Source organism: Streptococcus cristatus, assembly GCF_003943515.1.
Lineage (GTDB): Bacteria > Bacillota > Bacilli > Lactobacillales > Streptococcaceae > Streptococcus > Streptococcus cristatus_D.
The window spans coordinates 53,194-76,380 of record NZ_RJPT01000009.1 but is presented as its reverse complement, the minus strand read 5'-3'; the positions used below and the strand labels follow the sequence as shown (position 1 = coordinate 76,380).

At 43.9% G+C, this 23,187-nt stretch carries 21 protein-coding genes and 1 pseudogene; 19 read left to right on the top strand and 3 right to left on the bottom strand.

All coding sequences use genetic code 11. The features are described from left to right. Nucleotides 1-2 precede the first annotated feature (2 nt). Nucleotides 3-899: a zinc metalloprotease HtpX gene (gene htpX, locus D8791_RS08330; RefSeq protein WP_125447300.1), complete on the top strand. Its 897-nt coding sequence runs from the start codon at nt 3-5 to the stop codon at nt 897-899. A 53-nt stretch (nt 900-952) separates the two neighbouring features. On the opposite strand, the gene D8791_RS08325 is transcribed toward htpX, so the two are convergent. After that, entirely contained in the window at nt 953-2,176 is a 1,224-nt protein-coding gene (locus D8791_RS08325; protein WP_125447298.1) for an MFS transporter, read from the bottom strand. Between the two features lie 247 nt (nt 2,177-2,423). Here D8791_RS08325 and rsmH point away from each other — a divergent pair, with 247 nt between their 5' ends. The 10 genes and pseudogenes from rsmH (at nt 2,424) to D8791_RS08275 (ending at nt 15,128) form a co-directional block, all read left to right on the top strand. Beyond that, a complete protein-coding gene (gene rsmH / locus D8791_RS08320) occupies nt 2,424-3,374 on the top strand; it encodes a 16S rRNA (cytosine(1402)-N(4))-methyltransferase RsmH (protein ID WP_125447296.1) in 951 nt (316 codons plus the stop codon). 5 nt (nt 3,375-3,379) lie between these two features. Next, nucleotides 3,380-3,700 carry a cell division protein FtsL gene (gene ftsL / locus D8791_RS08315; protein WP_061909753.1) on the top strand — a complete coding sequence of 107 codons (321 nt, stop codon included), beginning with the start codon at nt 3,380-3,382 and terminating at the stop codon, nt 3,698-3,700. Continuing rightward, a complete protein-coding gene (gene pbp2x / locus D8791_RS08310) occupies nt 3,693-5,978 on the top strand; it encodes a penicillin-binding protein PBP2X (RefSeq protein ID WP_125447294.1) in 2,286 nt (761 codons plus the stop codon). The genes ftsL and pbp2x overlap by 8 nt, the downstream gene beginning before the upstream one ends. A gap of 1 nt (nt 5,979) precedes the next feature. Further along, nucleotides 5,980-6,963 (top strand): phospho-N-acetylmuramoyl-pentapeptide-transferase, encoded by a 984-nt coding sequence (mraY, locus tag D8791_RS08305; protein ID WP_048764978.1) that lies wholly within the window; start codon nt 5,980-5,982, stop codon nt 6,961-6,963. Nucleotides 6,964-7,063: 100 nt separating this feature from the next. Then, nucleotides 7,064-8,407 carry a DEAD/DEAH box helicase gene (locus tag D8791_RS08300; protein ID WP_125447292.1) on the top strand — a complete coding sequence of 448 codons (1,344 nt, stop codon included), beginning with the start codon at nt 7,064-7,066 and terminating at the stop codon, nt 8,405-8,407. Nucleotides 8,408-8,615: 208 nt separating this feature from the next. Continuing rightward, nucleotides 8,616-9,422, top strand: a complete 807-nt coding sequence (locus D8791_RS08295) for an amino acid ABC transporter permease (RefSeq protein ID WP_015605310.1) — start codon at nt 8,616-8,618, stop codon at nt 9,420-9,422. Beyond that, nucleotides 9,422-10,165 (top strand): amino acid ABC transporter ATP-binding protein, encoded by a 744-nt coding sequence (locus tag D8791_RS08290; protein ID WP_125447291.1) that lies wholly within the window; start codon nt 9,422-9,424, stop codon nt 10,163-10,165. The genes D8791_RS08295 and D8791_RS08290 overlap by 1 nt, the downstream gene beginning before the upstream one ends. A gap of 94 nt (nt 10,166-10,259) precedes the next feature. Beyond that, the gene (locus tag D8791_RS08285) at nt 10,260-10,484 is read left to right on the top strand and encodes a DUF4059 family protein (protein ID WP_045500825.1); all 225 of its coding nucleotides are present in this window, start codon (nt 10,260-10,262) and stop codon (nt 10,482-10,484) included. A gap of 68 nt (nt 10,485-10,552) precedes the next feature. Then, the gene (gene trxB / locus D8791_RS08280; RefSeq protein ID WP_125447307.1) at nt 10,553-11,464 is read left to right on the top strand and encodes a thioredoxin-disulfide reductase; all 912 of its coding nucleotides are present in this window, start codon (nt 10,553-10,555) and stop codon (nt 11,462-11,464) included. 210 nt (nt 11,465-11,674) lie between these two features. Further along, nucleotides 11,675-15,128: pseudogene (locus D8791_RS08275) on the top strand (GBS Bsp-like repeat-containing protein). Between the two features lie 282 nt (nt 15,129-15,410). Here the strand turns inward: D8791_RS08275 and D8791_RS08270 are convergent. Next, the gene (locus D8791_RS08270; protein ID WP_125447289.1) at nt 15,411-15,710 is read right to left on the bottom strand and encodes a bacteriocin immunity protein; all 300 of its coding nucleotides are present in this window, start codon (nt 15,708-15,710) and stop codon (nt 15,411-15,413) included. A 528-nt stretch (nt 15,711-16,238) separates the two neighbouring features. On the opposite strand from D8791_RS08270, the gene glmU reads away from it, so the two are divergent. From glmU to D8791_RS08250, 4 genes are all read left to right on the top strand, one after another. After that, nucleotides 16,239-17,618, top strand: coding sequence for a bifunctional UDP-N-acetylglucosamine diphosphorylase/glucosamine-1-phosphate N-acetyltransferase GlmU (glmU, locus tag D8791_RS08265; RefSeq protein WP_125447287.1), 1,380 nt, complete (start codon nt 16,239-16,241; stop codon nt 17,616-17,618). Nucleotides 17,619-17,626: 8 nt separating this feature from the next. Further along, entirely contained in the window at nt 17,627-18,178 is a 552-nt protein-coding gene (locus D8791_RS08260; protein ID WP_125447286.1) for an NUDIX hydrolase, read from the top strand. A 12-nt stretch (nt 18,179-18,190) separates the two neighbouring features. Beyond that, nucleotides 18,191-18,502: a cell wall synthase accessory phosphoprotein MacP gene (gene macP, locus D8791_RS08255; protein ID WP_125372077.1), complete on the top strand. Its 312-nt coding sequence runs from the start codon at nt 18,191-18,193 to the stop codon at nt 18,500-18,502. 83 nt (nt 18,503-18,585) lie between these two features. Beyond that, nucleotides 18,586-19,278 carry a 5'-methylthioadenosine/adenosylhomocysteine nucleosidase gene (locus tag D8791_RS08250; protein WP_125447284.1) on the top strand — a complete coding sequence of 231 codons (693 nt, stop codon included), beginning with the start codon at nt 18,586-18,588 and terminating at the stop codon, nt 19,276-19,278. A gap of 52 nt (nt 19,279-19,330) precedes the next feature. On the opposite strand, the gene D8791_RS08245 is transcribed toward D8791_RS08250, so the two are convergent. Then, the gene (locus D8791_RS08245; RefSeq protein ID WP_125447283.1) at nt 19,331-20,218 is read right to left on the bottom strand and encodes a YitT family protein; all 888 of its coding nucleotides are present in this window, start codon (nt 20,216-20,218) and stop codon (nt 19,331-19,333) included. A gap of 180 nt (nt 20,219-20,398) precedes the next feature. Between D8791_RS08245 and tmk the strand changes: the two genes are divergently transcribed. From tmk to rsmI, 4 genes are read left to right on the top strand one after another with little or no spacing between them, the layout of a single operon-like run. Beyond that, nucleotides 20,399-21,037 carry a dTMP kinase gene (tmk, locus tag D8791_RS08240; protein ID WP_125447281.1) on the top strand — a complete coding sequence of 213 codons (639 nt, stop codon included), beginning with the start codon at nt 20,399-20,401 and terminating at the stop codon, nt 21,035-21,037. Next, entirely contained in the window at nt 21,034-21,936 is a 903-nt protein-coding gene (locus tag D8791_RS08235; protein ID WP_125447280.1) for a DNA polymerase III subunit delta', read from the top strand. The genes tmk and D8791_RS08235 overlap by 4 nt, the downstream gene beginning before the upstream one ends. A 9-nt stretch (nt 21,937-21,945) precedes the next feature. Beyond that, nucleotides 21,946-22,263: a DNA replication initiation control protein YabA gene (gene yabA / locus D8791_RS08230; protein WP_005591852.1), complete on the top strand. Its 318-nt coding sequence runs from the start codon at nt 21,946-21,948 to the stop codon at nt 22,261-22,263. Between the two features lie 2 nt (nt 22,264-22,265). Next, entirely contained in the window at nt 22,266-23,132 is an 867-nt protein-coding gene (gene rsmI, locus D8791_RS08225) for a 16S rRNA (cytidine(1402)-2'-O)-methyltransferase (RefSeq protein ID WP_125447278.1), read from the top strand. Nucleotides 23,133-23,187 lie beyond the last annotated feature (55 nt).

Here is a 23,187-nt window from a genome sequence, read left to right as displayed (position 1 = left end):
CTATGTTGTTTGACCAAATTGCCAGCAATAAAAGGCGCACTTGGGTTCTCCTCGTCGCCTTCTTTGCTCTTTTAGCTTTGATTGGGGCAGCTGTCGGCTATCTTTGGCTCGATTCTCCCTTTGGTGGGATGGCCATCGCCTTTATCATCGGTGGTATTTATGCTGTCAGTATGATTTTTCAGTCCACAGAGATTGTCATGTCGATGAACGGTGCAAGGGAAGTTTCCGAGCAGGAAGCGCCTGAACTTTATCACGTTGTGCAGGATATGGCTATGGTGGCTCAGATTCCTATGCCTCGGGTCTACATCATAGAAGATGCTTCACCCAATGCCTTTGCGACTGGCTCAAAGCCTGAGAATGCGGCAGTGGCTGCCACAACTGGCTTGCTTGCCCTCATGAATCGTGAAGAGCTTGAAGGTGTAATGGGGCATGAAGTCAGTCATATTCGCAATTATGATATTCGCATTTCGACGATTGCAGTGGCACTTACAAGTGCTGTCACGATGCTGTCTAGCATGGCTGGGCGCATGATGTGGTTTGGCGGTGGTGGCCGTCGAAGAAACGATCGGGACAATGACAATGGCTTAGGAATTGTTTTGATGATAGTCTCTCTGCTGGCTCTTCTTTTGGCGCCGCTTGCTGCAACATTGGTGCAGTTGGCCATTTCTCGTCAACGTGAGTATCTGGCAGACGCTTCAAGTGTTGAGCTGACCCGTAATCCTAAGGGTATGATCAGCGCTCTGCTGAAGTTAGACAATAGCCAGCCTATGGAGCACCATGTAGATGATGCTAGTGCAGCCCTTTATATCAATGATCCTAAGAAGAAGGGTGGCTTGCAAAAGCTCTTTTATACTCACCCACCAATTTCTGATCGGGTAGAAAGATTGAAAAATATGTAATAAGGAAGCCTAGGCTTCCTTATTTTTTGTATGAAATTGCGACGATTTTTACTCTAGTTGTTTTTGAGGCTGAGTAGAAGGCAGACACCACCAAGCAGAGAGAAGACCAACCAAGCGCTTCCCATATTCCACAGACCAAGGCTGGTAAAAATCATGCTTCCCAGTGGAATGGAAAAGGTAAAGAGCATGGTGAGAAAGTTGGAGGTTTGGGCTAATACTTCTGGAGGAAGTTTACTCAGCAGCATGCTGTTGATTTTGGGATTGATTTTTCCAGAGATATACATGAGAAAGGTAAGAAAGAAAATTCCCAAGAGAGCAGGAGCTTGGAGTAAATTGCTGAGTCCTAGGAGGAGCAGAGCTAGCGAGCACCAAACGACGAGTCGCATCAGAGAAAGCTTGGAAAAATAATCATTTGAGAAGGCACTGGCGGAGATAATCCCAATCACTGTGCAGGACTCGATAATGAGCAGAGACTGGCTCAGGTTTAGTCCCCAAAATGGGTGATCCAATAAATAGAGGTTGTAGAGTCCCATGATAGAGCCGGCCAATGCGTTTAAGAGGAGGACTTGAAGCAGCACTAGCAAGAAGTTTCCAATTTTTTCTTGTTCAAAAATCATTTGGACATTCTGGTAAAGGTCTTTCATCTGAGTCTTGAAAGGAAGTTTTTGCTCTTCAACAGCAGGAGCGTCATGGGTGAGCTTTTGTCGAACCAGATAGAGAGTGCTTGAGGAGAGTAGGAAGCAGAGGGCGTTGATGAGGGCGACCACAGCGAAATTCTGCTGGCTGATACTAAGTAACCAGACTCCTAGAGCTTGCCCAGCAAAATTTCCTAGAAAAGTGAGAAGTTGAGTGAAAGAGTAAGCTTCCATCAAATCTTTTTCTTCTATATTTTTCTGTAAGATAGGCATCTGCAGACCACTACGATAGTCGCTGATAATGTCGGAAAAGATATTGAGAAAGCAGACGGTAGCAAAGGCTAGGTAGGAGGCAGACTTGGTCAGGAGGGCGACTAGGATGAAGAGGAAGGCCTGCAGGTAACCTAGATGAATAAGCCAGCGAGCCTTTTGAAGGGTTTTATCAGCTTTCATCCCGACAAAGACTGTGAAAAAGGTAGGAACAAGAACGATAAAATTAGCAATACCAACAGCAAACTTAGGTTGGGGCATGCTAGAAGCAAATACGATAAAAACGATATTATAGATAGAAGAGCCTAGGATATTAAAGATCCGTGACAGACTGATAGAGGCAAATAGTCGATTTCGTAAAGCAAGTTTCATAATAAATCTCCTTTGGGGACGAATTAATTTTGGAATGTGAAGGAATTCCAACTCGCAATGCATTGGTAGTTATGATTATAGCAGAATTTGTCATGCCCGCAAGGCCTTTTCGCTGACTGGTAGAAGCTTGTAGGCCAAGTGGTAGATATCTGAAAGTGACTTGCAAAAGCTATAAGGTAGCCTATCAAAAACTGACATATTCTTTTAAATTTTTTTTTATACATGAATGTGATATAATAGATAGGATATGACAAAAGAATTTCATCACATTACCGTACTTCTTCATGAAACGATTGACCAGCTTGATGTTCAGCCAGATGGCATCTATGTTGATGCGACCTTGGGTGGAGCTGGTCACAGCGAGTATCTTTTGAGCAAGCTGGGAGACAAGGGGCATTTGTATGCTTTTGACCAGGATCAGACTGCGATTGATAATGCCAAAAAACGTCTGGCTCCCTATATTGAGCGGGGCATGGTGACCTTTATCAAGGATAATTTCCGCAATCTCAAGACTCGTTTGAATGAAGTAGGGGTCGAGAAGATTGATGGAATTTGTTACGACTTGGGCGTATCTAGTCCGCAGCTAGATGAGCGGGAGCGCGGTTTTTCTTATAAGCAGGACGCTCCGTTGGATATGCGGATGAATCAAGAAGCTGCCTTGACAGCTTACCAAGTTGTAAATCAATATCCTTACAACGATTTAGTCCGTATTTTTTTCAAATATGGTGAAGATAAGTTTTCCAAGCAGATTGCCCGTAAGATCGAGCAAGCGAGAGAAATCAAACCCATCGAAACGACGACAGAGCTGGCCGAAATTATCAAATCAGCCAAACCTGCTAAGGAACTGAAGAAAAAAGGTCATCCAGCTAAGCAGATTTTTCAGGCTATTCGGATTGAGGTCAATGACGAGTTGGGAGCGGCCGATGAATCCATTCAGCAGGCCATTGACTTGTTGGCTGTAGGTGGTCGTATTTCAGTGATTACCTTTCATTCGCTGGAGGATCGTCTGACCAAGCAACTGTTTAAAGAAGCCTCAACCGTAGATGTTCCCAAGGGACTGCCTTTCATTCCAGATGATTTGCAGCCCAAGCTGGAGTTAGTTTCTCGCAAACCCATTTTACCAAGCAAAGAAGAATTAGAAGCCAATAATCGCGCCCATTCTGCGAAATTGCGCGTGGCTAGGAAGGTGCATGAGTAAGTTTCATGGCAGAAAGAAAGCAACACCCTATTCAAAAACGGATTCGGAAATTTTCCCGAGTTGAAAAAGCCTTCTACGGCTCTATCGTTTTAACAGCGATTATCCTTGCAGTCAGTATTGTGTTTATGCAGACCAAGCTGCTGCAGGTCAATCATGATTTGACTGAAGTTAATGCTCAGATTGAGTCAGAGCAGGCTGAATTGGATAATATTAAGCAAGAAGTGAATGAATTGACACGTTATGAAAGGCTGTCCCAGTTGGCCAGCTCTCAGGATATGAAACTCCAAAAGGGAAATCGTAAGACAGTGAGTACAACCAATGAGTAATAGATTTTTAAAAAACATTCAGCGATATGCTTTAAAAAATAGACAGACACCCGAATACAATCGAAGAAGAGTGGGAAAAAGCATGAGTGCCTTAGCCGTCTTTCTTTTTTTCATTTTCTTGATTAATTTTGCGACCATTATCGGGACGGATCAGAAATTTGGTGTTAATTTGTCAAAAGGTGCCAAGCAAGTTCACCAAAAGACAGTCGTGGTCGCTGCCAAGCGAGGAACGATCTATGACCGCAACGGTGTCCCGATCGCTGAAGATGCAACAACCTACAACATTTATGCTGTTATTGATAAAAATTACAAATCCGCTGCTGGCAAGGTCCTCTATGTAGAGGAATCCCAGTATGAAAAGGTTGCTGAGATTCTTAATCAACATCTAGGAATAGATAAGGACTATGTTAAGCAGCAACTTGCGCAAAAGGATTTAAAACAGGTTTCTTTTGGTTCTCAAGGAAATGGGATCACCTATAGTACTATGAGCTCTATCCGGCAGGCGATGGAGAAGGAAAAGATAGAGGGAATTGATTTCACAACCAGCCCTAACCGCAGCTATAGTAACGGTATCTTTGCTTCGCAATTTATCGGTCAGGCTCAGATGCAAGAGGATAAAGAAGGTAATAAAACTCTTGTGGGAACCTCAGGGATGGAGCAGTCGCTAGACCGTATCTTGGGCGGTCAGAATGGTCTGGTTACCTATGAAAAAGACAGTAAAGGAAACATCATCCCAGGTTCAGAGGAAATTTCTGTTAAGACAGAAGACGGAAAAGATGTGTATACAACCCTCTCTGCCCAGCTACAGACATACTTGGAAACGCGGATGGATGCCTTCCAAGAAACAGCTAAAGGAAAATTTGTCAGTGCGACTTTGGTCAGTGCCAAGACAGGCGAGATTCTAGCAACAACTCAGCGTCCGACTTATAATGCGGATACCAAAGAGGGCCTGAATGTAGATCATTTGAAAACTTGGAATAGCTTCCTTTACCAGACGCAGTATGAGCCTGGATCAACGATGAAAGTTATGACTCTAGCCTCAGCGATTGATAATGGATCCTTTAATCCAACCGGAACATACGATAGCTCGGAATATAAGATTGCAGATGCTACCATCCGCGACTGGGATGTAAACATGGGGTTAGCAACAGGACAAGTCCTGACCTATGCTCAAGGTTTTATATACTCTAGTAATGTTGGGATGACACGTATTGAGCAAGACATGGGAGATGCCAAGTGGATAGACTATCTATCAAAATTCAAATTTGGCTTACCGACTCGTTTTGGGATGGGATATGAAGAATATGGTGCCTTGCCTACAGACAATGCTGTAACCATTGCTATGAGTTCCTTTGGACAAGGGATTGGGGTAACCCAAGTGCAGATGTTACGTGCCTTTTCAGCTGTGTCAAATGATGGTGTCATGTTAGAGCCGAAATTTATCTCTGCCATCTATGACTCAAAAACGGGTAGTGCCCGCAAATCCCAGCCAGAAATCGTTGGTCATCCAGTTTCAGGAAAAGCAGCGAAAACGACTCGGGACTATATGATTCAGGTTGGAACGGTCCCTTATTATGGAACACTGAATATCGGCGGAGAACCGGTTATCAAGGTTTCTGGGCAAGATGTGGCCGTGAAATCCGGAACAGCCCAAATTGCGACAGCTAAGGGCTATTTGGAAGGGGAGAATAATAACATTTACTCCGTAGTAGCCATGACGCCGGCAGAAAGTCCAGATTTCATTATGTATGTCACTGTTCAGCAGCCTGAAGTTAAATTCTCCCCTCTTTTCTGGCAGGAAGTTGTCAATCCAGTCTTGGAAGAAGCTGTGGCACTTAAAGATAGCTTGAATCTAACTGGCGATAGCCCTGCCTTGGAATTGGTTGAAAAAGAAACAACCTACAAAATGCCATCTATCGATGGTTTGACCAAGCAACTGAAGCTGAAAAATCAAATCAGCCCAGGAGGCTTGGCTGATGAACTCCGCCGCAATCTAGTGCAGCCCATCATTTTAGGAACAGGCAGTGAAATCAAGAAGATTTCTGTAAAAGAAGGGCAAGAACTAAAAGCCAATCAGCAGATTTTGATTTTAAGTGATAACTTTGAAGATTTGCCAGATATGTATGGCTGGACCAAGGAAAATGTGGAGCAATTTGCTGAATGGCAAGGGCTGGAAGTCAATTTTAAAGGTAAAGGCTCAAAAGTTGTCAAGCAGAAGGAAAAGGTCAATACAGACCTGAAAAAATTGAAAAAAATAACCGTTACATTGGGAGACTAGCATGTTAACAGCAATTATTGCAGGAATTCTGACCTTTATCCTAACGCTTGTTGGGATTCCTGCCTTTATCCGTTTTTATCACAAGGCTCATATTTCAGGCCAGCAAATGCACGAGGATGTTAAGCAGCATCAGGCTAAGGCTGGAACGCCGACGATGGGGGGAACCGTCTTTCTAGTTGCTTCTGTTTTGGCTAGTTTTGTGACAGCTTTGCTTTCCCAACAACTGTCCAACGGCTTGATTATGATTCTCTTTATCTTGGTTCTCTACGGAATCGTTGGCTTTTTGGATGATTTCCTCAAGGTTTTCCGTAAGATCAACGAAGGCCTGAATCCTAAGCAGAAACTAGCTCTGCAGCTGGTAGGGGGAGTTATCTTTTACTTCTTCTACAATCAGCACGGGGCAGGTGACTCTCTCAATGTCTTTACGATTCCAGTGCAGCTGGGCTTCCTCTATATCTTCTTCGTCCTCTTTTGGCTGGTTGGTTTCTCCAACGCTGTCAATCTGACTGATGGAATTGATGGCTTGGCTAGTATCTCCGTTGCAATCAGCTTGGTGGCTTACGGAGTCATTGCTCTGGAGCAGAAGCGCTTTGACCTTCTGATTGTCATTATCAGCATGATTGGTGGTTTGCTAGGCTTCTTTGTCTTTAACCATAAGCCAGCTAAAATCTTTATGGGGGACGTGGGAAGTCTTGCCTTAGGTGGTATGCTTGCAGCCCTCTCCATTGCCTTGCACCAAGAGTGGACCTTGCTTCTCATCGGAATCGTCTATGTTTTTGAAACGACTTCTGTTATGATGCAGGTGACTTATTTCAAGCTGACGGGTGGCAAGCGGATTTTCCGTATGACGCCAGTCCATCACCACTTTGAGCTGGGTGGCTTTTCTGGGCATGGTCAGCCTTGGAGCGAATGGAAGGTTGATTTCTTCTTCTGGGGCGTAGGCCTCTTAGCCAGCTTGCTGACTTTGGCCATTCTATATTTGTGATATGAAGGTGGGTGTAAGCCCGCCTTTTCTCGTCCTGAGCTGAGCAGAAAAGATATTTTTTTGGTATAATAGATAAGATTAAGAGTAAACAGAGGAAAAAATGAAATTTACAGAATTTAACTTTAAAGATTATATTCAGGAAGCCCTCAAGGACCTGAACTTTGTGGAGGCGACGGAGGTTCAAGAAAAGCTGATTCCGGTGGTGTTATCTGGCCGAGACTTAGTTGGGGAGTCTAAAACAGGATCAGGCAAGACCCACACCTTCTTGCTGCCTATCTTCCAGCAATTAGATGAAGAGGTGGACAGCGTCCAAGCGGTAATTACAGCACCCAGCCGAGAATTAGCAACCCAGATCTATCAGGCAGCCCGTCAGCTAGCTAGCTTTTCAGAGCAAGAGATTCGAGTGGCCAACTATGTCGGCGGAACTGACAAGGCTCGTCAGATTGGCAAGCTAGAGTCCAGCCAACCTCATATAGTCATTGGAACGCCAGGGCGGATTTATGACTTGGTTGAGTCAGGTGATTTGGCTATCCATAAGGCTCATACCTTTGTTGTGGACGAGGCTGATATGACGCTTGATATGGGCTTTTTGGAGACAGTTGACCGGATTGCGGCTCGCTTGCCTAAAGACCTGCAGTTTTTAGTTTTCTCAGCTACTATTCCGCAGAAGCTCCAACCTTTCTTGAAAAAATACCTATCTAATCCGGTCATGGAGCAGATTAAGACCAAGACGGTGATTGCCGATACCATTGATAATTGGCTCCTGTCAACCAAGGGGCGGGATAAGAATGCCCAGATTTATGAGATTAGTCAGATCCTCCAGCCTTATCTGGCGATGATTTTCGTCAATACCAAGACTCGGGCGGATGAATTGCAGGCCTATCTGACTGCGCAGGGCCTAAAAGTAGCCAAAATTCATGGCGATATCCCGCCGCGGGAGCGCAAGCGTATCATGAATCAGGTCAAGAATCTGGATTTTGAATACATCGTAGCGACGGACTTGGCGGCTCGGGGGATTGACATCGAGGGGGTCAGCCATGTCATCAATGATGCCATTCCACAGGATTTGTCTTTCTTTGTCCATCGCGTTGGTCGGACGGGACGAAATGGTCTTCCCGGCACAGCCATTACCCTCTATCAACCGAGTGACGATTCCGATATTCGAGAGTTGGAAAAGCTGGGCATCAAGTTTACTCCTAAGATGATCAAAAATGGGGAATTTCAAGATACCTACGACCGAGATCGCCGTGCTAATCGGGAGAAGACCAAGGAAAAGCTGGACACAGAAATGATTGGTCTGGTCAAGAAGAAAAAGAAAAAAATCAAGCCAGGCTATAAGAAGAAAATCCAATGGGCGGTTAATGAGAAGCGCCGCAAGACCAAGCGAGCTGAAAATCGTGCACGTGGTCGAGCAGAACGCAAGGCTAAGCGCCAGACATTCTAGCCATAAATTCTTTTTATGGACGATATAGAAAAATTATATTTTAAAGACCAGTGAAACTATGATAGACTAGGATTACTGGTCTATTTTATTGTTATTTCCCACTTAGCTATTAAAGGTTTAAAGATTATCTATTTTTGATGCCAAATAGTTTGCATCTGGGTCAAATTATGATAGAATAATGCATTATCGAGAAAGAGAAGTAATTGAAATGTTTACAACTTATATCCTAGCTGCAAACTGGTATGAAGAGCTCTTGAAGCTTCTTCCAGACGGCAAACTATTTAGTCTACGGGCTGTTTTTGATGCCATTCCAGCGATCCTGAAAACCTTGCCTGTCACACTTTTGTTGACGCTGGGTGGTGCATTTTTCGGCATCATCTTGGCCATGATTTTTGCAGTGGTCAAGATTAACCGCACGAGAATTCTATATCCTATTCAGTCTGTCTTTGTGAGCTTCCTCCGTGGGACGCCCCTTTTAGTTCAGCTCATGTTGACTTATTTTGGGATTCCGCTCCTGTTGAAAGCTATCAATCAAAAATATGGGACGGCCTTTAATATCAATGCCATCCCTGCCTCAGTCTTTGCGATTATTGCCTTTGCCTTCAATGAAGCGGCCTATGCCAGCGAGACGATCCGAGCAGCCATTCTTTCGGTGGATCCGGGTGAGATTGAAGCAGCTCGTAGTCTGGGAATGACCAATCGCCAAGTCTATCTGCGGGTCATCATTCCTAATGCAGCGGTTGTGGCAACACCGACTCTGATTAACTCCCTCATCGGCTTGACCAAGGGGACTTCTCTGGCCTTTAGTGCGGGTGTCGTAGAAGTCTTTGCCAAGGCTCAGGCTATCGGTGGTTCGGATTATCGTTATTTTGAGCGCTTCATTTCCGTTTCGATTATTTACTGGATTGTCAATATCGTGATTGAGCAAATCGGACGTGCGATTGAAAAAGCTATGGATATCAAGGCGCCAGCCAATCTGGAAAAAATGGAGCAAGCGCAAGGAGGTAGGATTTGATGATTAAAATTTCCCAGTTAAGTAAGGAATTTTCTGGCCAAAAGGTCTTGGATAATCTGAGTTTGGAAATTCAAAAAGGCGAAGTCATTGCTCTAATAGGCTCCTCAGGTGCTGGTAAATCAACCTTCCTGCGCAGCCTCAACTATCTGGAGCAGCCAGACAGCGGAAGGATTGAAATTGATAACTTCAAGGTGGATTTTTCAACTATTTCACCAGATGAGATTTTGACGCTGCGTCGAAAATTGGCTATGGTTTTCCAACAGTTTAATTTATTTTCCCGTCGGACGGCTCTGGAAAATGTCAAGGAAGGTTTGCTGGTAGTTAAAAACTTATCTGACCAAGAAGCGACTAAAATTGCCAAGGAAGAGTTGGCAAAAGTTGGCTTGTCTGACCGTGAGAATCATTATCCCAAGCATTTATCAGGCGGTCAAAAACAGCGGGTGGCTTTGGCACGGGCCTTGGCCATGAAGCCAGATGTTCTCTTGCTAGATGAGCCGACCTCAGCCCTTGACCCAGAGCTAGTCGGTGAGGTAGAGAAATCCATTGCCGACGCTGCCAAAGCAGGACAAACCATGATTCTGGTCAGCCACGATATATCTTTTGTTTCCCAAGTGGCAGATCGGGTGCTTTTCTTGGATAAGGGGCATATTATTGAGTCAGGCAGTCCAGAGGAGATCATCAATCATTCCAAGGAGGCTAGAACCAAAGAATTCTTTGCTAGTTACAAACGGACTTATATTTGATATAATAGAAAAAGTGAAAGCTCAGTTGGCTAGACCAGCTGGGTTTGTTTTCGACTAAAACCTTTTTAAGGCAACTGATTATTGAGGAGCTGACATGTTAATTAAGATTTTTTCTCTCTATATCCAAAGTCTCATCTATACGACGATTCTGGTAGGCCTTGCCGATGGTTTGTGGCTTTTATTGCAGCGGCTCGGTCGCAAGGATCGAACTCTTGCGGTAGGCCAAAGCCAAATTTACGATCTTCTTTTGATTACAATTATGACGATTCCAATCTTGTCTTTTGCGATTTTTGGTTTACTGGTTGTTCTCAAAGCTTAAATACTTGTAAAAGATGCGCTAGTCTGTTAGAATAACAGTAGTTACAACAAAGAGAAAGGAAAAAGATGATGTACGATACAATGATTATTGGAGCTGGTCCTGCGGGAATGACAGCAGCCCTCTATGCAGCTAGAAGCAACTTAAAAGTGGCCTTGCTTGAACGCGGAATTTACGGCGGCCAGATGAATAATACTGCGGAGATTGAAAATTATCCCGGTTATGCTCGTATCAGCGGACCAGAGCTGGCTGATAAAATGTTTGAACCTTTAGAAAATCTAGGTGTAGAGCATCTATTTGGTCAGGTTGAAAAGATTGAAGACCATGGTAACTATAAGAAAATCATTACTGAGGATGGAGCCTTTGAGACCAAGACAGTGATTTTGGCTTCTGGCGCCAACCATCGTCATCTAGGAGTTCCTGGCGAGGAAGAATACAATAGTCGTGGCGTTTCCTACTGTGCGGTCTGCGACGGTGCCTTTTTCCGTGATGAGGATCTCTTAGTGGTTGGAGGCGGCGATTCTGCCGTTGAAGAAGCGATTTTCCTCACGCGCTTTGCAAAGTCTGTGACCATTGTTCACCGTCGTGATCAACTGCGGGCGCAGCAGCTCTTGCAGGAGCGGGCCTTTGCCAATGAAAAAATCAGCTTTATCTGGGATTCCGTCGTAAAAGAAATCAAAGGGGACGATCGCAGGGTAACTAGTGTCGTTTTTGAAAATGTAAAAACGGGGCAAATCAGCGAGTCAGACTTTGGCGGCGTCTTTGTTTATGTCGGCCTAGACCCTGTTAGCGATTTTGTCAAAGACTTAGGGATTTGTGATGAAGCTGGCTGGATTATCACAGACCAACACATGAAAACGGCTATTGACGGCATTTATGCCATTGGAGATGTCCGTCAGAAAGACCTGCGCCAAATCACCACAGCAGTTGGAGACGGAGCAGTGGCAGGCCAAGAAGTTTATAAATACATCACAGAGCATTAAAGAGGAAGAGGTTGGGATAAGATCAAAAAATGAATCATTTTTTGGTCTGTCCCAGCTCTTTTTTTATTTTTGTTTACGAATGAAATAATAGAAAGAATAGGTTTTAAATCAGTTTAGGATTAAATGATACAAATTTGTTACCAATTTGTAATAATTGTCCTATTATGCTACAATAAAGGTGTGCAACTCTAAAAAGGATGGAGAAAGCGTATGAAAACAAAAGGATTAGTTTATCTAGCTAGTACAGCTATTTTATTAGCAGCCAGTGCTAATAGCGTTTTTGCTGACGAAATAAATCAAGCAGCAAATGATGGACAGCAATCAGAGCCTTCAGTTGCTGTGACCAATCGAGATACTTCAAAACAGGCGGATCTAGCTAACAAGGCTTCAGAAGTAGATTCTGAGACGAAGAAAGATAGTGGTGCATCTGAAGCTTCTTTAGGTAAAGATGAAAAAATCGCTTCAGCTTCCTCTGAAAAGGATGGAAACTCGCCGTTTGAACAGTCTAAAGACAATTTAGCATCACTTTCTTCTGAAAATATTTCTTCAGGGAGAGCTTCATTTAGATCTGTGACAGCTTCTTCTGATAAGCCACAAGAGGCAGAAACAAAGCCAGAATCTGAGCCAAAAGTGAGAGTTTCTCGTGCAGTTGATGACAAGCCTCAAGGCACTATCAATATTACAAATGTGGATCCAAATGCTGGTACTTTCGATGTTCATGTAACCAATATTTCATCCCCTAAGCCTATCAAAAAAGTCGCCCTACCAACTTGGTCCAGCGTGAATGGTCAGGATGATATTATCTGGTACGATGCTAAACGACAAGTTGATGGTACTTATAAAATCAGTATTTCAGCTCGTGACCATAAGTATTCCACAGGTGAGTACAATATCCACCTCTATTATTTGCTGGAAGACAATCAGCTAGTCGGTGTAGGTGGTACCACAACAACTGTTACGACTGGTAAACCGCAAGGAAAAATTGATATTGTCAATAATAATCCAGACACAGGCAGTTTCGATGTTGTTGTCTCAGGGGTTTCTAATCCTTATGGTGTGAAAAAAGTTGTTGTTCCTGTTTGGTCTAGTGTCAATGGTCAAGACGATCTAGTCTGGTATGAGGCGCAGCGCCAGACCAATGGCAACTACACTGTCACAGTCAAAGCTTCCCACCACAAGAACTCTCTAGGTGAGTACAATATCCACCTCTATTATGTTCAGGATAATGGTCAGCTGGTCGGTGTAGGTGGTACAAGTACTGTGGTTTCTAAGGCTCAGCCTAAAGGAACGCTAAAAATTGAAAACAATAATCCAGATACAGGTAGTTTCGATGTTGTCGTTTCTGGTGTTTCCGATCCTTATGGTGTCAAGGAAGTTAAACTGCCAACCTGGTCCACCGACAAAGGTCAAGATGACCCTAATCTGGTACACAGCAGTCAAGCAGGCTGATGGTACTTATCGGGCAACCGTCAAAGCAGTAAATCATAAGAAATCAACAGGCGAATACAATGTCCATCTCTACTATATTCAAGATGATGGTCAGCTGGTTGGTGTAGGTGGTACTCGAACAACAGTTAGCCTATCTCAACCTAAAGGAACCTTGAAAATTGAAAACAACGATCCAGCTACTGGTAGCTTTGATGTCGTTGTCTCTAACGTTTCCAATCCTTTTGGTGTTAAGGAAGTCAAACTGCCGACTTGGTCTAACGATAAAGGTCAAGATGATCTAGTCTGGCACACAGCAATCAAGCAGTCCGATGGCACCTATCGGGCTCGTATCCAGGCTCGGGATCACAAATATTCTTTGGGAGACTACACTGTTCATCTTTACTATATCCAAGATGACGGTCAATTAGTCGGTGTAGCAGGCACCCAGTTCAGTTTAGCAGCCAAGCCTAAAGGGACTTTGAAAATTGAGAACAATAATCCGGATACGGGCAGCTTCGATGTTGTTGTGTCTGATGTTGTCAGTCCTTTTGGCGTCAAGAGCGTGCATCTGCCGATTTGGTCTAGTGATAAAGGCCAAGATGATATTGTTTGGTATACAGCCACCAAGCAGTCCGATGGCACATACAGGGCTAGCATTCAAGCCCGCAACCATAAGATGTCCACTGGTGAGTATCATATCCACCTTTACTACCTTCAAGATAATGGTCAGATGATTGGGGTTAGTGGCACAACAACTACTGTTTCTGTCGCTAAACCAAAAGGAACTCTCACGATTGCCAATAATAATTCAACAACAGGTAGTTTTGATGTTGTCGTGAGCGGAGTGAGCAGTCCAGAGGGAGTTCGTGAAGTGCTTCTGCCAACTTGGTCTAGCACTAATGGTCAAGATGATATTATCTGGTATCGAGCTGCCAAGCAGGCTGATGGTACCTACAAGATGAATATTAAGGCGAGCGACCATAAATATTCTACAGGTGAGTACAATGTTCATCTCTATTATGTAGGGAATAATGGCCAGTTGGTCGGAGTTGGAGGAACCAAGACGACCGTATCTCTAGGCACCCCAAAAGGTAAGTTGACCATCCAGAACAACAATCAACAGACAGGCACCTTTGAAGTGGTGGTTTCTGAAGTTGAGAATGCTTATGGTGTCAAGGAAGTTAAATTGCCAACCTGGTCAAGTGCTAACGGTCAGGACGACATTATTTGGTACACAGCAGTCAAGCAAGCCGATGGTACTTACAAGGCACAGGTCAATCTACGTGACCACAAGTATTCTACAGGCGAATACAATATCCACCTCTACTATGTTCAGAATGATGGCCGTATGGTCGGGGTCGGAGGCACGAAGACAACAGCGAATGTAGCTTCAGAGCACATTAAGCCAACGGGTCAAATCACCATTAAAAATAATAATCCTCGATTAGGCACGTTCGAAGTTGTAGTGACCAATGTTTATAGTCCAAAAGGAGTCAAGGAAGTCAAATTGCCAACTTGGTCAAGTGTCAATGGTCAGGATGACATTGTTTGGTATCGGGCTCAAAGGCAAGCGGATGGTAGTTATAAGGCCCTAGTACGCACCTCTAGCCATAAATATTCTACGGGAGAATATAATATTCACCTCTATTATGTTCAAAATGATGGTAGTTTGGTAGGCGTTGGTGGAACGACTACAACAGTCAGCAGAGGAGTTTATGATACGCCATATTATTCACAACGTGATCCTAGATGGGCTGGTTTATATTATGGAAAATATAATTTAGCAGCTACTGGCTGTGTTCCTACCACATTAGCAATGACTATTTCTGGTATTACAGGTCAAACTGTTTTACCAACAACCGTAGCGGACTTCCTTTATCATCACACAGACTCCTTTAACAAAAATGGTCTATTTGGAACGTCAAGTAAGGGTATTGTCCAAGGGGCACAGAACTGGGGACTGACAACAGATGTCTTACATTCATCAGCAGCACTTAAAGAAGCTTTGGCAGCAGGCCATCATGTCATGGCAGCCGTTGGTAGCAGTGTCTTTGCCAGCCATTTTGTTACCCATGAGATAGTCTTAAGAGGCTATCAAAATGGCCAAACACAGGTCTATGATCCTTATAATGCTAATAATAACGGTTGGTACTCAGTGGATTATATCTTTGGTTCAAAGAGCGGAGCGCCTGAAGATAATACAGAAGGTTCACCATTTATCTCTGTGAGAGCTTAGATTATAGCTGGTTACAAAACAATTTATATGGAGTTTTAGCCTACTTTAGTGAGCTAGCAGTACCTACATTCAGGAGGTTGGGACAAAAGAGTCCCAGCCTCTTTTTTATGCCTAGCTTGTAAATATCATGCAAGAAAAAACTCACAGAGTCTCAACTCGTGTGAACTGTAAGTCGCTAGACCACCAGCTCCACTAGGAGATTCTATGAGTTTTTATCGTCTTATCATATTGGAAGATGATTTGCGTCCTCATCTTGATACTTTCAAAAGCGTCAGTTGTGACTTATGCTCTAACAAATGCCATTCCGAGCACACTTCCCCAATAATATTTCCATCTTGTTTTTTCAAGGTATTTTTTGAATGCGATCAATTCATCGGACTTATTCTTGAGCACCTCATCACATACAAAAGGATACAACTTAAATGCCAAATAACTAATTTGGTCCCCCTTCTGTAGCCCTTTGGCACTACTTAAGAGCTCTTCCCGTAACTTTGAGCTAATGATGATACTATCGTTATTATAGATCCTATCAATCTGTTGGTAGTATTCATCTCTCTTCTTGCGATTTTTAGTAAAGATCATAACTAACATCTCCTCACAACTCTAAATATATAATTGGTCGGGTAAAAACAAGAAAACTAGAAAGTGGAGCCCACAATCCTTGGACCCTATCATCCCAAAGTGGTTCACATAAAAATGGTATTGCCCTAGCAGATTTGTAGAGTTTTCTGCACTTCATAAGGTAGGAGCGAACATTCATCCTTAGGTCATTATAGCAAATATCTCTTTGCATATCAATTTTAAGTGTATAATCGCCATCAAAATTTTGACAATAGGAGCAATAGACCTATAGTGTTTAAGGAGAACAATTTGCTGATCATTCGCTGCTATCAAAAGCTGGTATAAACGAAGGAAAAATCATTTTTAGACCCGCAAAAAGACGTTAAAAAATTGGTCTGGATGGAGTGGATTGCGGATTGAGGACAGTGGTTTGGTCAATGACTTGCACCTTTTCTCTAAGTGCGATCTCTTGCTTCTGCAATTTGCATTTTAAAAAATTCTCTTTTAGTGGTATAATAAGGGTAATATCTTAGAGAAAAGAGTTCATTTATGACAAATTATGCCGTTATTTTGGCTGCGGGTAAGGGTACTCGCATGAAATCAGATTTACCAAAGGTCTTGCACAAGGTGGCAGGAATTTCCATGCTAGAGCACGTTTTCCGTAGTGTCAGTGCGATTGAGCCTGAGAAGACTGTTACTGTTATCGGGCACAAGGCGGAGCTGGTCGAGCAAGTCTTGGCAGGTCAGACAGAGTTTGTCCGTCAGACCGAGCAGCTGGGAACTGGTCACGCCGTTATGATGGCTGAGCCTGTTTTGGAAAATCTGACTGGTCAAACATTAGTTATTGCTGGCGACACTCCTCTGATTACGGGAGAAAGCTTGAAAAATCTGATTGATTTTCATATCAACCACAAGAATGTTGCAACAATCTTGACAGCAGAAGCTGACAATCCATTTGGCTATGGCCGGATTGTGCGCAACCAGCATGGAGAAGTCATCAAAATTGTCGAGCAGAAGGATGCTTCTGACTTTGAGCAACAAATCAAGGAAATCAATACGGGGACTTATGTCTTTGACAATGCCCGTCTCTTTGAGGCCCTCAAAAATATCAATACCAACAATGCGCAGGGAGAATACTATATCACAGATGTGATTGGTATTTTCCGCGAAAATGGTGAAAAAGTCGGCGCTTATACGCTCAAAGACTTTGATGAGAGTCTGGGGGTTAATGACCGCGTGGCTTTGGCGACAGCTGAAAGCATTATGCGCCGCCGGATCAACCAGCAGCATATGGTCAACGGTGTCAGCTTTGTCAATCCTCATGCGACTTATATCGATGTGGATGTAGAAATTGCGCCAGAGGTTCAAGTTGAAGCAAATGTGACCTTGAAAGGTCGAACCAAGATTGGGGCAGAGACGATCCTGACCAATGGGACTTATATTGTAGACTCAGAAATTGGTCAGCGAGCGGTCATTACAAACTCGATGATTGAAGAGTCTAGCTTGGCAGATGGTGTGACGGTCGGGCCTTACGCTCACATCCGTCCAGGCTCTAGTCTGGCTAAGGATGTCCATGTCGGCAACTTTGTAGAAGTTAAAGGATCGTCAATTGGCGAAAATACCAAGGCTGGTCATTTGACCTACATTGGTAACTCTGAAGTCGGTGCTAATGTCAACTTTGGTGCGGGAACGATTACGGTCAATTATGATGGTCAGAAGAAGTACAAGACAATCATTGGCGACAATGTCTTTGTTGGTTCAAACTCGACTATTATTGCTCCAGTTGAGCTGGGTGACAACTCACTGGTCGGTGCGGGTTCTACCATCACGAAGGACGTGCCAGCAGATGCTATTGCTCTGGGACGTGGCCGTCAGATTAACAAGGAAGATTATGCTAAGCGTCTTCCTCATCACCCTCAAAATAAGTAGGTTCAGCCATGGAATTTGAAGAAAAAACCGTCAAACGGATGGAAATTTATCAGGGGCCGATTTTTAAAGTGGTTCAGGATCAGGTGGAACTGCCAGAGGGTAAGGGTCAAGCCCAACGGGATTTGATTTTTCATAACGGAGCGGTGGCTGTGATTGCCATCACTCCGGAAAATAAGATGATTTTGGTCAAGCAGTACCGCAAGGCGATCGAAGCGACTTCATATGAGATTCCAGCTGGGAAGTTGGAGCTAGGAGAGAATGCAGATCCCCAAGCGGCTGCCCTCCGAGAATTAGAAGAAGAGACAGGCTACACTGGACAGCTGGAGTTGGTCTATGATTTCTACTCTGCCATCGGTTTTTGCAATGAGAAAATCAAGCTCTACAGCGCCAGTCATTTGACAAAGGTCGAAAACCCTCGTCCCCAAGACGAGGATGAAACATTAGAACTTTTTGAAGTCAGTCTGGAGGAGGCACATCAGTTGCTGAAAAACGGTGACATCTGCGATGTTAAGACTATCATGGCTCTTCAGTACTGGGAACAAAAAAATCTGAATAAATAGGAACGTAGATCAATGGGAAAAGCTTTATTAACAGATGAAATCATTGAGCGGGCCAATCGTGGAGAACATATTGATGGTCCCTTGCTGATGGACGATGAAGAAACTAAGGTCATTTCTATTGCTAGAAAAGGAGCTTTCGGTTATGCTGCTCCACGGCAAGCTGTCAATCAGGATACTCTGCAGATTGAAGTTGAACCGACAGTTATCAAAAGTCGTCGAATCGAAAATCAAAAACGAAGTATTTTTCAGGCTAAGTTAAACAAAATCCTGTTCTGGATTGTGCTTCTTTTGATTGGATTAATTGCGGCCATTATTTGGCTATGATAAAGAAGGGGAGTGACGGAAACGAGAAAATGAAACTCTACTTCCTCTCCCTCTTTTTAATGTAAAAAAGGAAAGAATGAATCATGAAAATCGGAATTATCGCGGCTATGCCTGAGGAGTTGAAGCTGCTGGTGGAGCATCTGGAAATGGCTGAGAAACACCAGCGCCTAGGGCATATTTACTATACTGGTCGTATCAAGCATCATGAGGTTGTACTGGTAGAAAGTGGAATCGGCAAAGTCATGTCGGCCATGAGTGTGGCTGTGTTAGCCAATGACTTTGAGGTGACGGCGGTCATCAATACGGGTTCCGCCGGAGCAGTGGCTCCAGGTCTAGAAATTGGAGATGTAGTGGTGGCAGATCGTTTGGTCTACCATGATGTGGATGTGACAGCTTTTGGCTATGACTACGGTCAAATGGCACGGCAACCCCTCTACTATGAAGCCAGTCGCTACTTAGTTGAGGAGATGAAAGCAGTGCTGGAAAAGACCCAGCAGACGAGCCGAGTTGGCTTGATTGCGACGGGAGATAGCTTTATCGCTGGACAGGACAAGATTGACCAAATTAAACAACATTTTCCTGATGTTTTGGCAGTAGAGATGGAGGGAGCAGCCATTGCTCAAGCCGCGCATTCTCTTGGATTGCCTTTTATGGTCATTCGCGCAATGAGCGATACAGCCAGCCATGATGCCAATATCACTTTTGATGAATTTATCCTAGAAGCAGGTAAGCGCTCAGCTGAAACCCTCATTCAATTATTGAATAACTTAGACTAAAAAAGACTTCAGAATGAACAATCATTCTGAAGTCTTTTTGTGTAGGATAACTCTATTTGACGATAGGCTGTTTATTAGAGTCTAAGGTAAAACCTTCTCCTAAAATTTCATGGGCTTCTGTAATAGTTGTAAAGGCCAATGGATCGATGTCATTGATGAGTTTCTTCATTTGCTGCATTTCGTTACGAGAGACAACACAATAAACGATTTGCAAATCTTGCTTGCTATAGAAGCCCTGTCCTTGCAGATAGGTAACCCCTCTTCCAAGTTTTTCATTGATCGCTTCAGCTAGTTCTATTGGTTTGCTGGTGACAATCAGGAAGCCTTTGCCAGCGAAGCCACCCTCAGCAATCAAGTCAATAACACGAGAGGTGATAAAGACAAACATGAGTGTATAAGAAACCATGCGTAGATCTTTAAAGACTAAAAGAACCAGAGAAATCACGATGAAGTCCACTGTCAGCATGAGGCGGCCCATGGAGATGCTGGTATATTTATTGAAGATGCGAGCTACAATATCGGTACCACCAGTCGTCCCTCCGGCATTGAAAATGATGCCTAGGCCAACTCCAAGGATAATTCCTGTTCCAAGGCAGGCCAGTAAGACGTCGCCATCCAAGGAAGAAAAGAAATAGTCTTGCAAGTGTTTGGAAGCAGGCAGCATCTCGAATACTTTTAGCCAAGCTGATACCGAGAAGGTGCCTAAAATGCTGAGGTAAAGGGTGCGATTTCCCAGTAATTTCCAAGCGAGAATAAAGAGTGGAATATTGATGACCAAGTTGGTGGTTGATACAGGAATCTTGAAGAGGTAGTAGACAATCAAGGTTATCCCCGTTGCTCCGCCTTCATACAAGTGAAAAGGAATCACCAAATAATGAATCCCAAAAGAAAAAATTCCAGCCCCCAGAATGATGGCCAGTATATTTTTAAATTTAAACATCAGACTCTCCTAAGAATTTTCTGACTCTATTTTATCAAAAGTTTTCATTTTTGAAAATAATATGAAATATTTTTCGAGAAATTCTTCTATGGGCTTTTGGGATAATTTTTGGTACAATAAAACATAGACTAAAATAGAAATTTCTGCAGCCATTGGCAGAATGAATGTAAAAGGAAAACGATGAAAAAAGGTGTTTTTATATCGCTAGAAGGCCCAGAAGGTGCTGGGAAAACCAGTGTTTTAGAGGCTTTGCTTCCTCAGCTGAAAGAGATGGGCTATGAGTTGCTGAAGACTAGAGAGCCTGGCGGTGTGGCTATTTCTGAGAAAATCCGCGAGGTAATTTTGGATAAGGGGCACACAGTCATGGATGCTAAGACCGAGTTGCTACTTTATATTGCCAGCCGACGTCAGCATCTGGCGGAGAAGGTTCTGCCTGCTTTGGAGCAAGGGACATGGGTCTTGCAAGATCGGTTTATTGATAGCTCGGTGGCCTATCAAGGCTACGGACGAGGCTTGGCAGTTGACGATGTGGAATGGCTCAACCAGTTTGCGACTGATGGGCTCAAACCAGATTTGACCCTCTATTTCGATATTGATGTCAAGGAAGGTCTGGCTCGCATTGCTCGAAATAAGGAGCGCGAAGTGAATCGTTTGGACCTGGAAGGTCTCGACTTGCACGAGCGCGTGCGCCAAGGCTATCTGACTATTTTAGAAAAGGAACCAGAACGTGTCGTCAAGATAGATGCTAGTCAGCCGCTGGAGCAAGTCGTGGCCGACAGTTTGGCAGTTATCAAAGAGCGTTTTATCAAAGAAAAATGACAGTAGAAGAATTACGTCAGGCCCAGCCTCAACTTACAGAAACTTTTCAGAAAATTCTAGAAGCAGGTCGGCTCAATCATACTTATTTATTTTCGGGGAATTTTTCTAGTTTTGCCATGGCTTTGACCTTGTCACAGAGTCTCTTTTGTGAGAATCGTCAGGGAGTTTGGCCCTGCGGTACTTGTCGGGCTTGTCGCTTGATTGAGAGTGAGGATTTCTCAGATGTGACGGTTGTGCGGCCAGTGAATGGCATTATCAAAACGGAGCGCATTCGTGAGTTAGTGAGAAGTTTTTCCCAGAGCGGTATGGAGGGCAACAGACAGGTCTTTATCATCTGTGATGCAGATAAGATGCACGTCAATGCCGCTAATTCCCTCCTCAAAGTCATCGAAGAGCCCCAAAGTGAGATTTATATTTTTCTTTTGACGGCCGATGAGCATCTGATTTTGCCTACTATCAAGAGCCGAACACAGATTTTCCACTTTCGGAAGAATCAGGCCACTCTCCAGCACCAGCTGGAAGAGTCTGGCTTGATCAAAAGTCAGGCTGAGTTACTGGCTGCTTATAGCCAGACCCAGGAAGAAGCCGATCAGCTGGCTTCCAACAAGTCTTTTTTTGAGCTGGTCAGTGAGAGTCAGCGTTTTGTCAAGGCCGCCCTGACCAATGAGAATCAGGCTTATCTCCAAGTGGCCAAGCTGGCTAAACTGGCTGAGGACAAGGATAAACAGGAGCAGGTCTTTAAAATCTTGGAAGTCTTGCTGGCCAAGGAACTTGGAAGCGAGGCAGGTCGCAAGAAACTGGAAGATCTCTTGGAAGCAAAGAAGATGTGGCGAGCCAATGTATCTTTTCAAAATGCTCTGGAATACATGATTTTAAAAGACAGTGCCCAAGCAAGATAGGAGCAGACAATGAATAAAAAAGAACTATTTGATGCCTTGGATGATTTTTCTCAGACGCTTTTAGTGACCCTTGCCGAGGTAGAGGCCATCAAGAAAAATCTCAAGAGTGTCGTAGAGGAAAATATCGTCCTCCAGCTAGAAAATGACAAGCTGAGAGAGCGACTAGGTGAGGTAGAGCAAGCAGCACCGGTTAAAATCAATAAAAATCGGGACAATCTCCGCAAACTGTACTACGATGGTTTTCATGTGTGTACAGATTTCTATGGTCAACGCCGAGAAAACGATGCGGAGTGCATGTTCTGCGACGAGTTGTTATTCAGGGAGTAGAGATGCAGATTCAAAAGAGTTTTAAGGGACAGTCGCCCTACGGCAAGCTGTATTTGGTGGCGACTCCTATTGGAAATATGGATGACATGAGCATTCGCATGGTCAATACCCTCAAGGAAGTGGATGTTATTGCGGCCGAAGATACCAGAAATACGGGTCTTCTGCTCAAACACTTTGGGATTGAGGCGAGGCAGGTCAGCTTTCATGAGCACAATGCTCAAGAAAAGATACCGATCTTGCTGGACTTGCTCAAATCAGGTCAAAATCTAGCTCAGGTATCCGATGCTGGCTTGCCTAGCATTTCGGATCCAGGTCATGATTTGGTCAAGGCGGCTATTGATGAGGACATTGCTGTGGTGACGGTTCCGGGCCCCAGCGCCGGGATTTCTGCTCTAATTGCCAGTGGTTTAGCGCCTCAGCCTCATATTTTTTATGGTTTCTTGCCTCGTAAGTCTGGGCAGCAGAAGGAGTTTTTCCAGAGTAAAAAATCCTATCCAGAGACACAGATATTTTACGAATCTCCCCACAGGGTCAAGGCCACGCTGGAAAATATGTTGGAAGTCTATGGGGACCGCTCAGTGGTTTTGGTTCGGGAATTAACCAAAATTTATGAAGAATACCAACGAGGAAGGATTTCTGAGTTGATAGACTATCTGGCGGAAAATTCCCTCAAGGGCGAGTGCCTCCTGATTGTGGCTGGTGCAAGTCTGGAGAAGGAAGACAAAGCGGATGCGGATCTCTTGGCTGAAATTGATAGCTTGGTCCAATCCGGTAGCAAGAAAAATCAGGCTATCAAGGAAGTATCCAAAAAATACGGGCGCAATAAGAGTCAGCTCTATGCCCTCTATCATGAAGGAGACAGAAACTAGTCCTATTCGACTAGTTTTTTGTTCAAAATCCTCCTTTTGTTCGGGAATTTCGCCA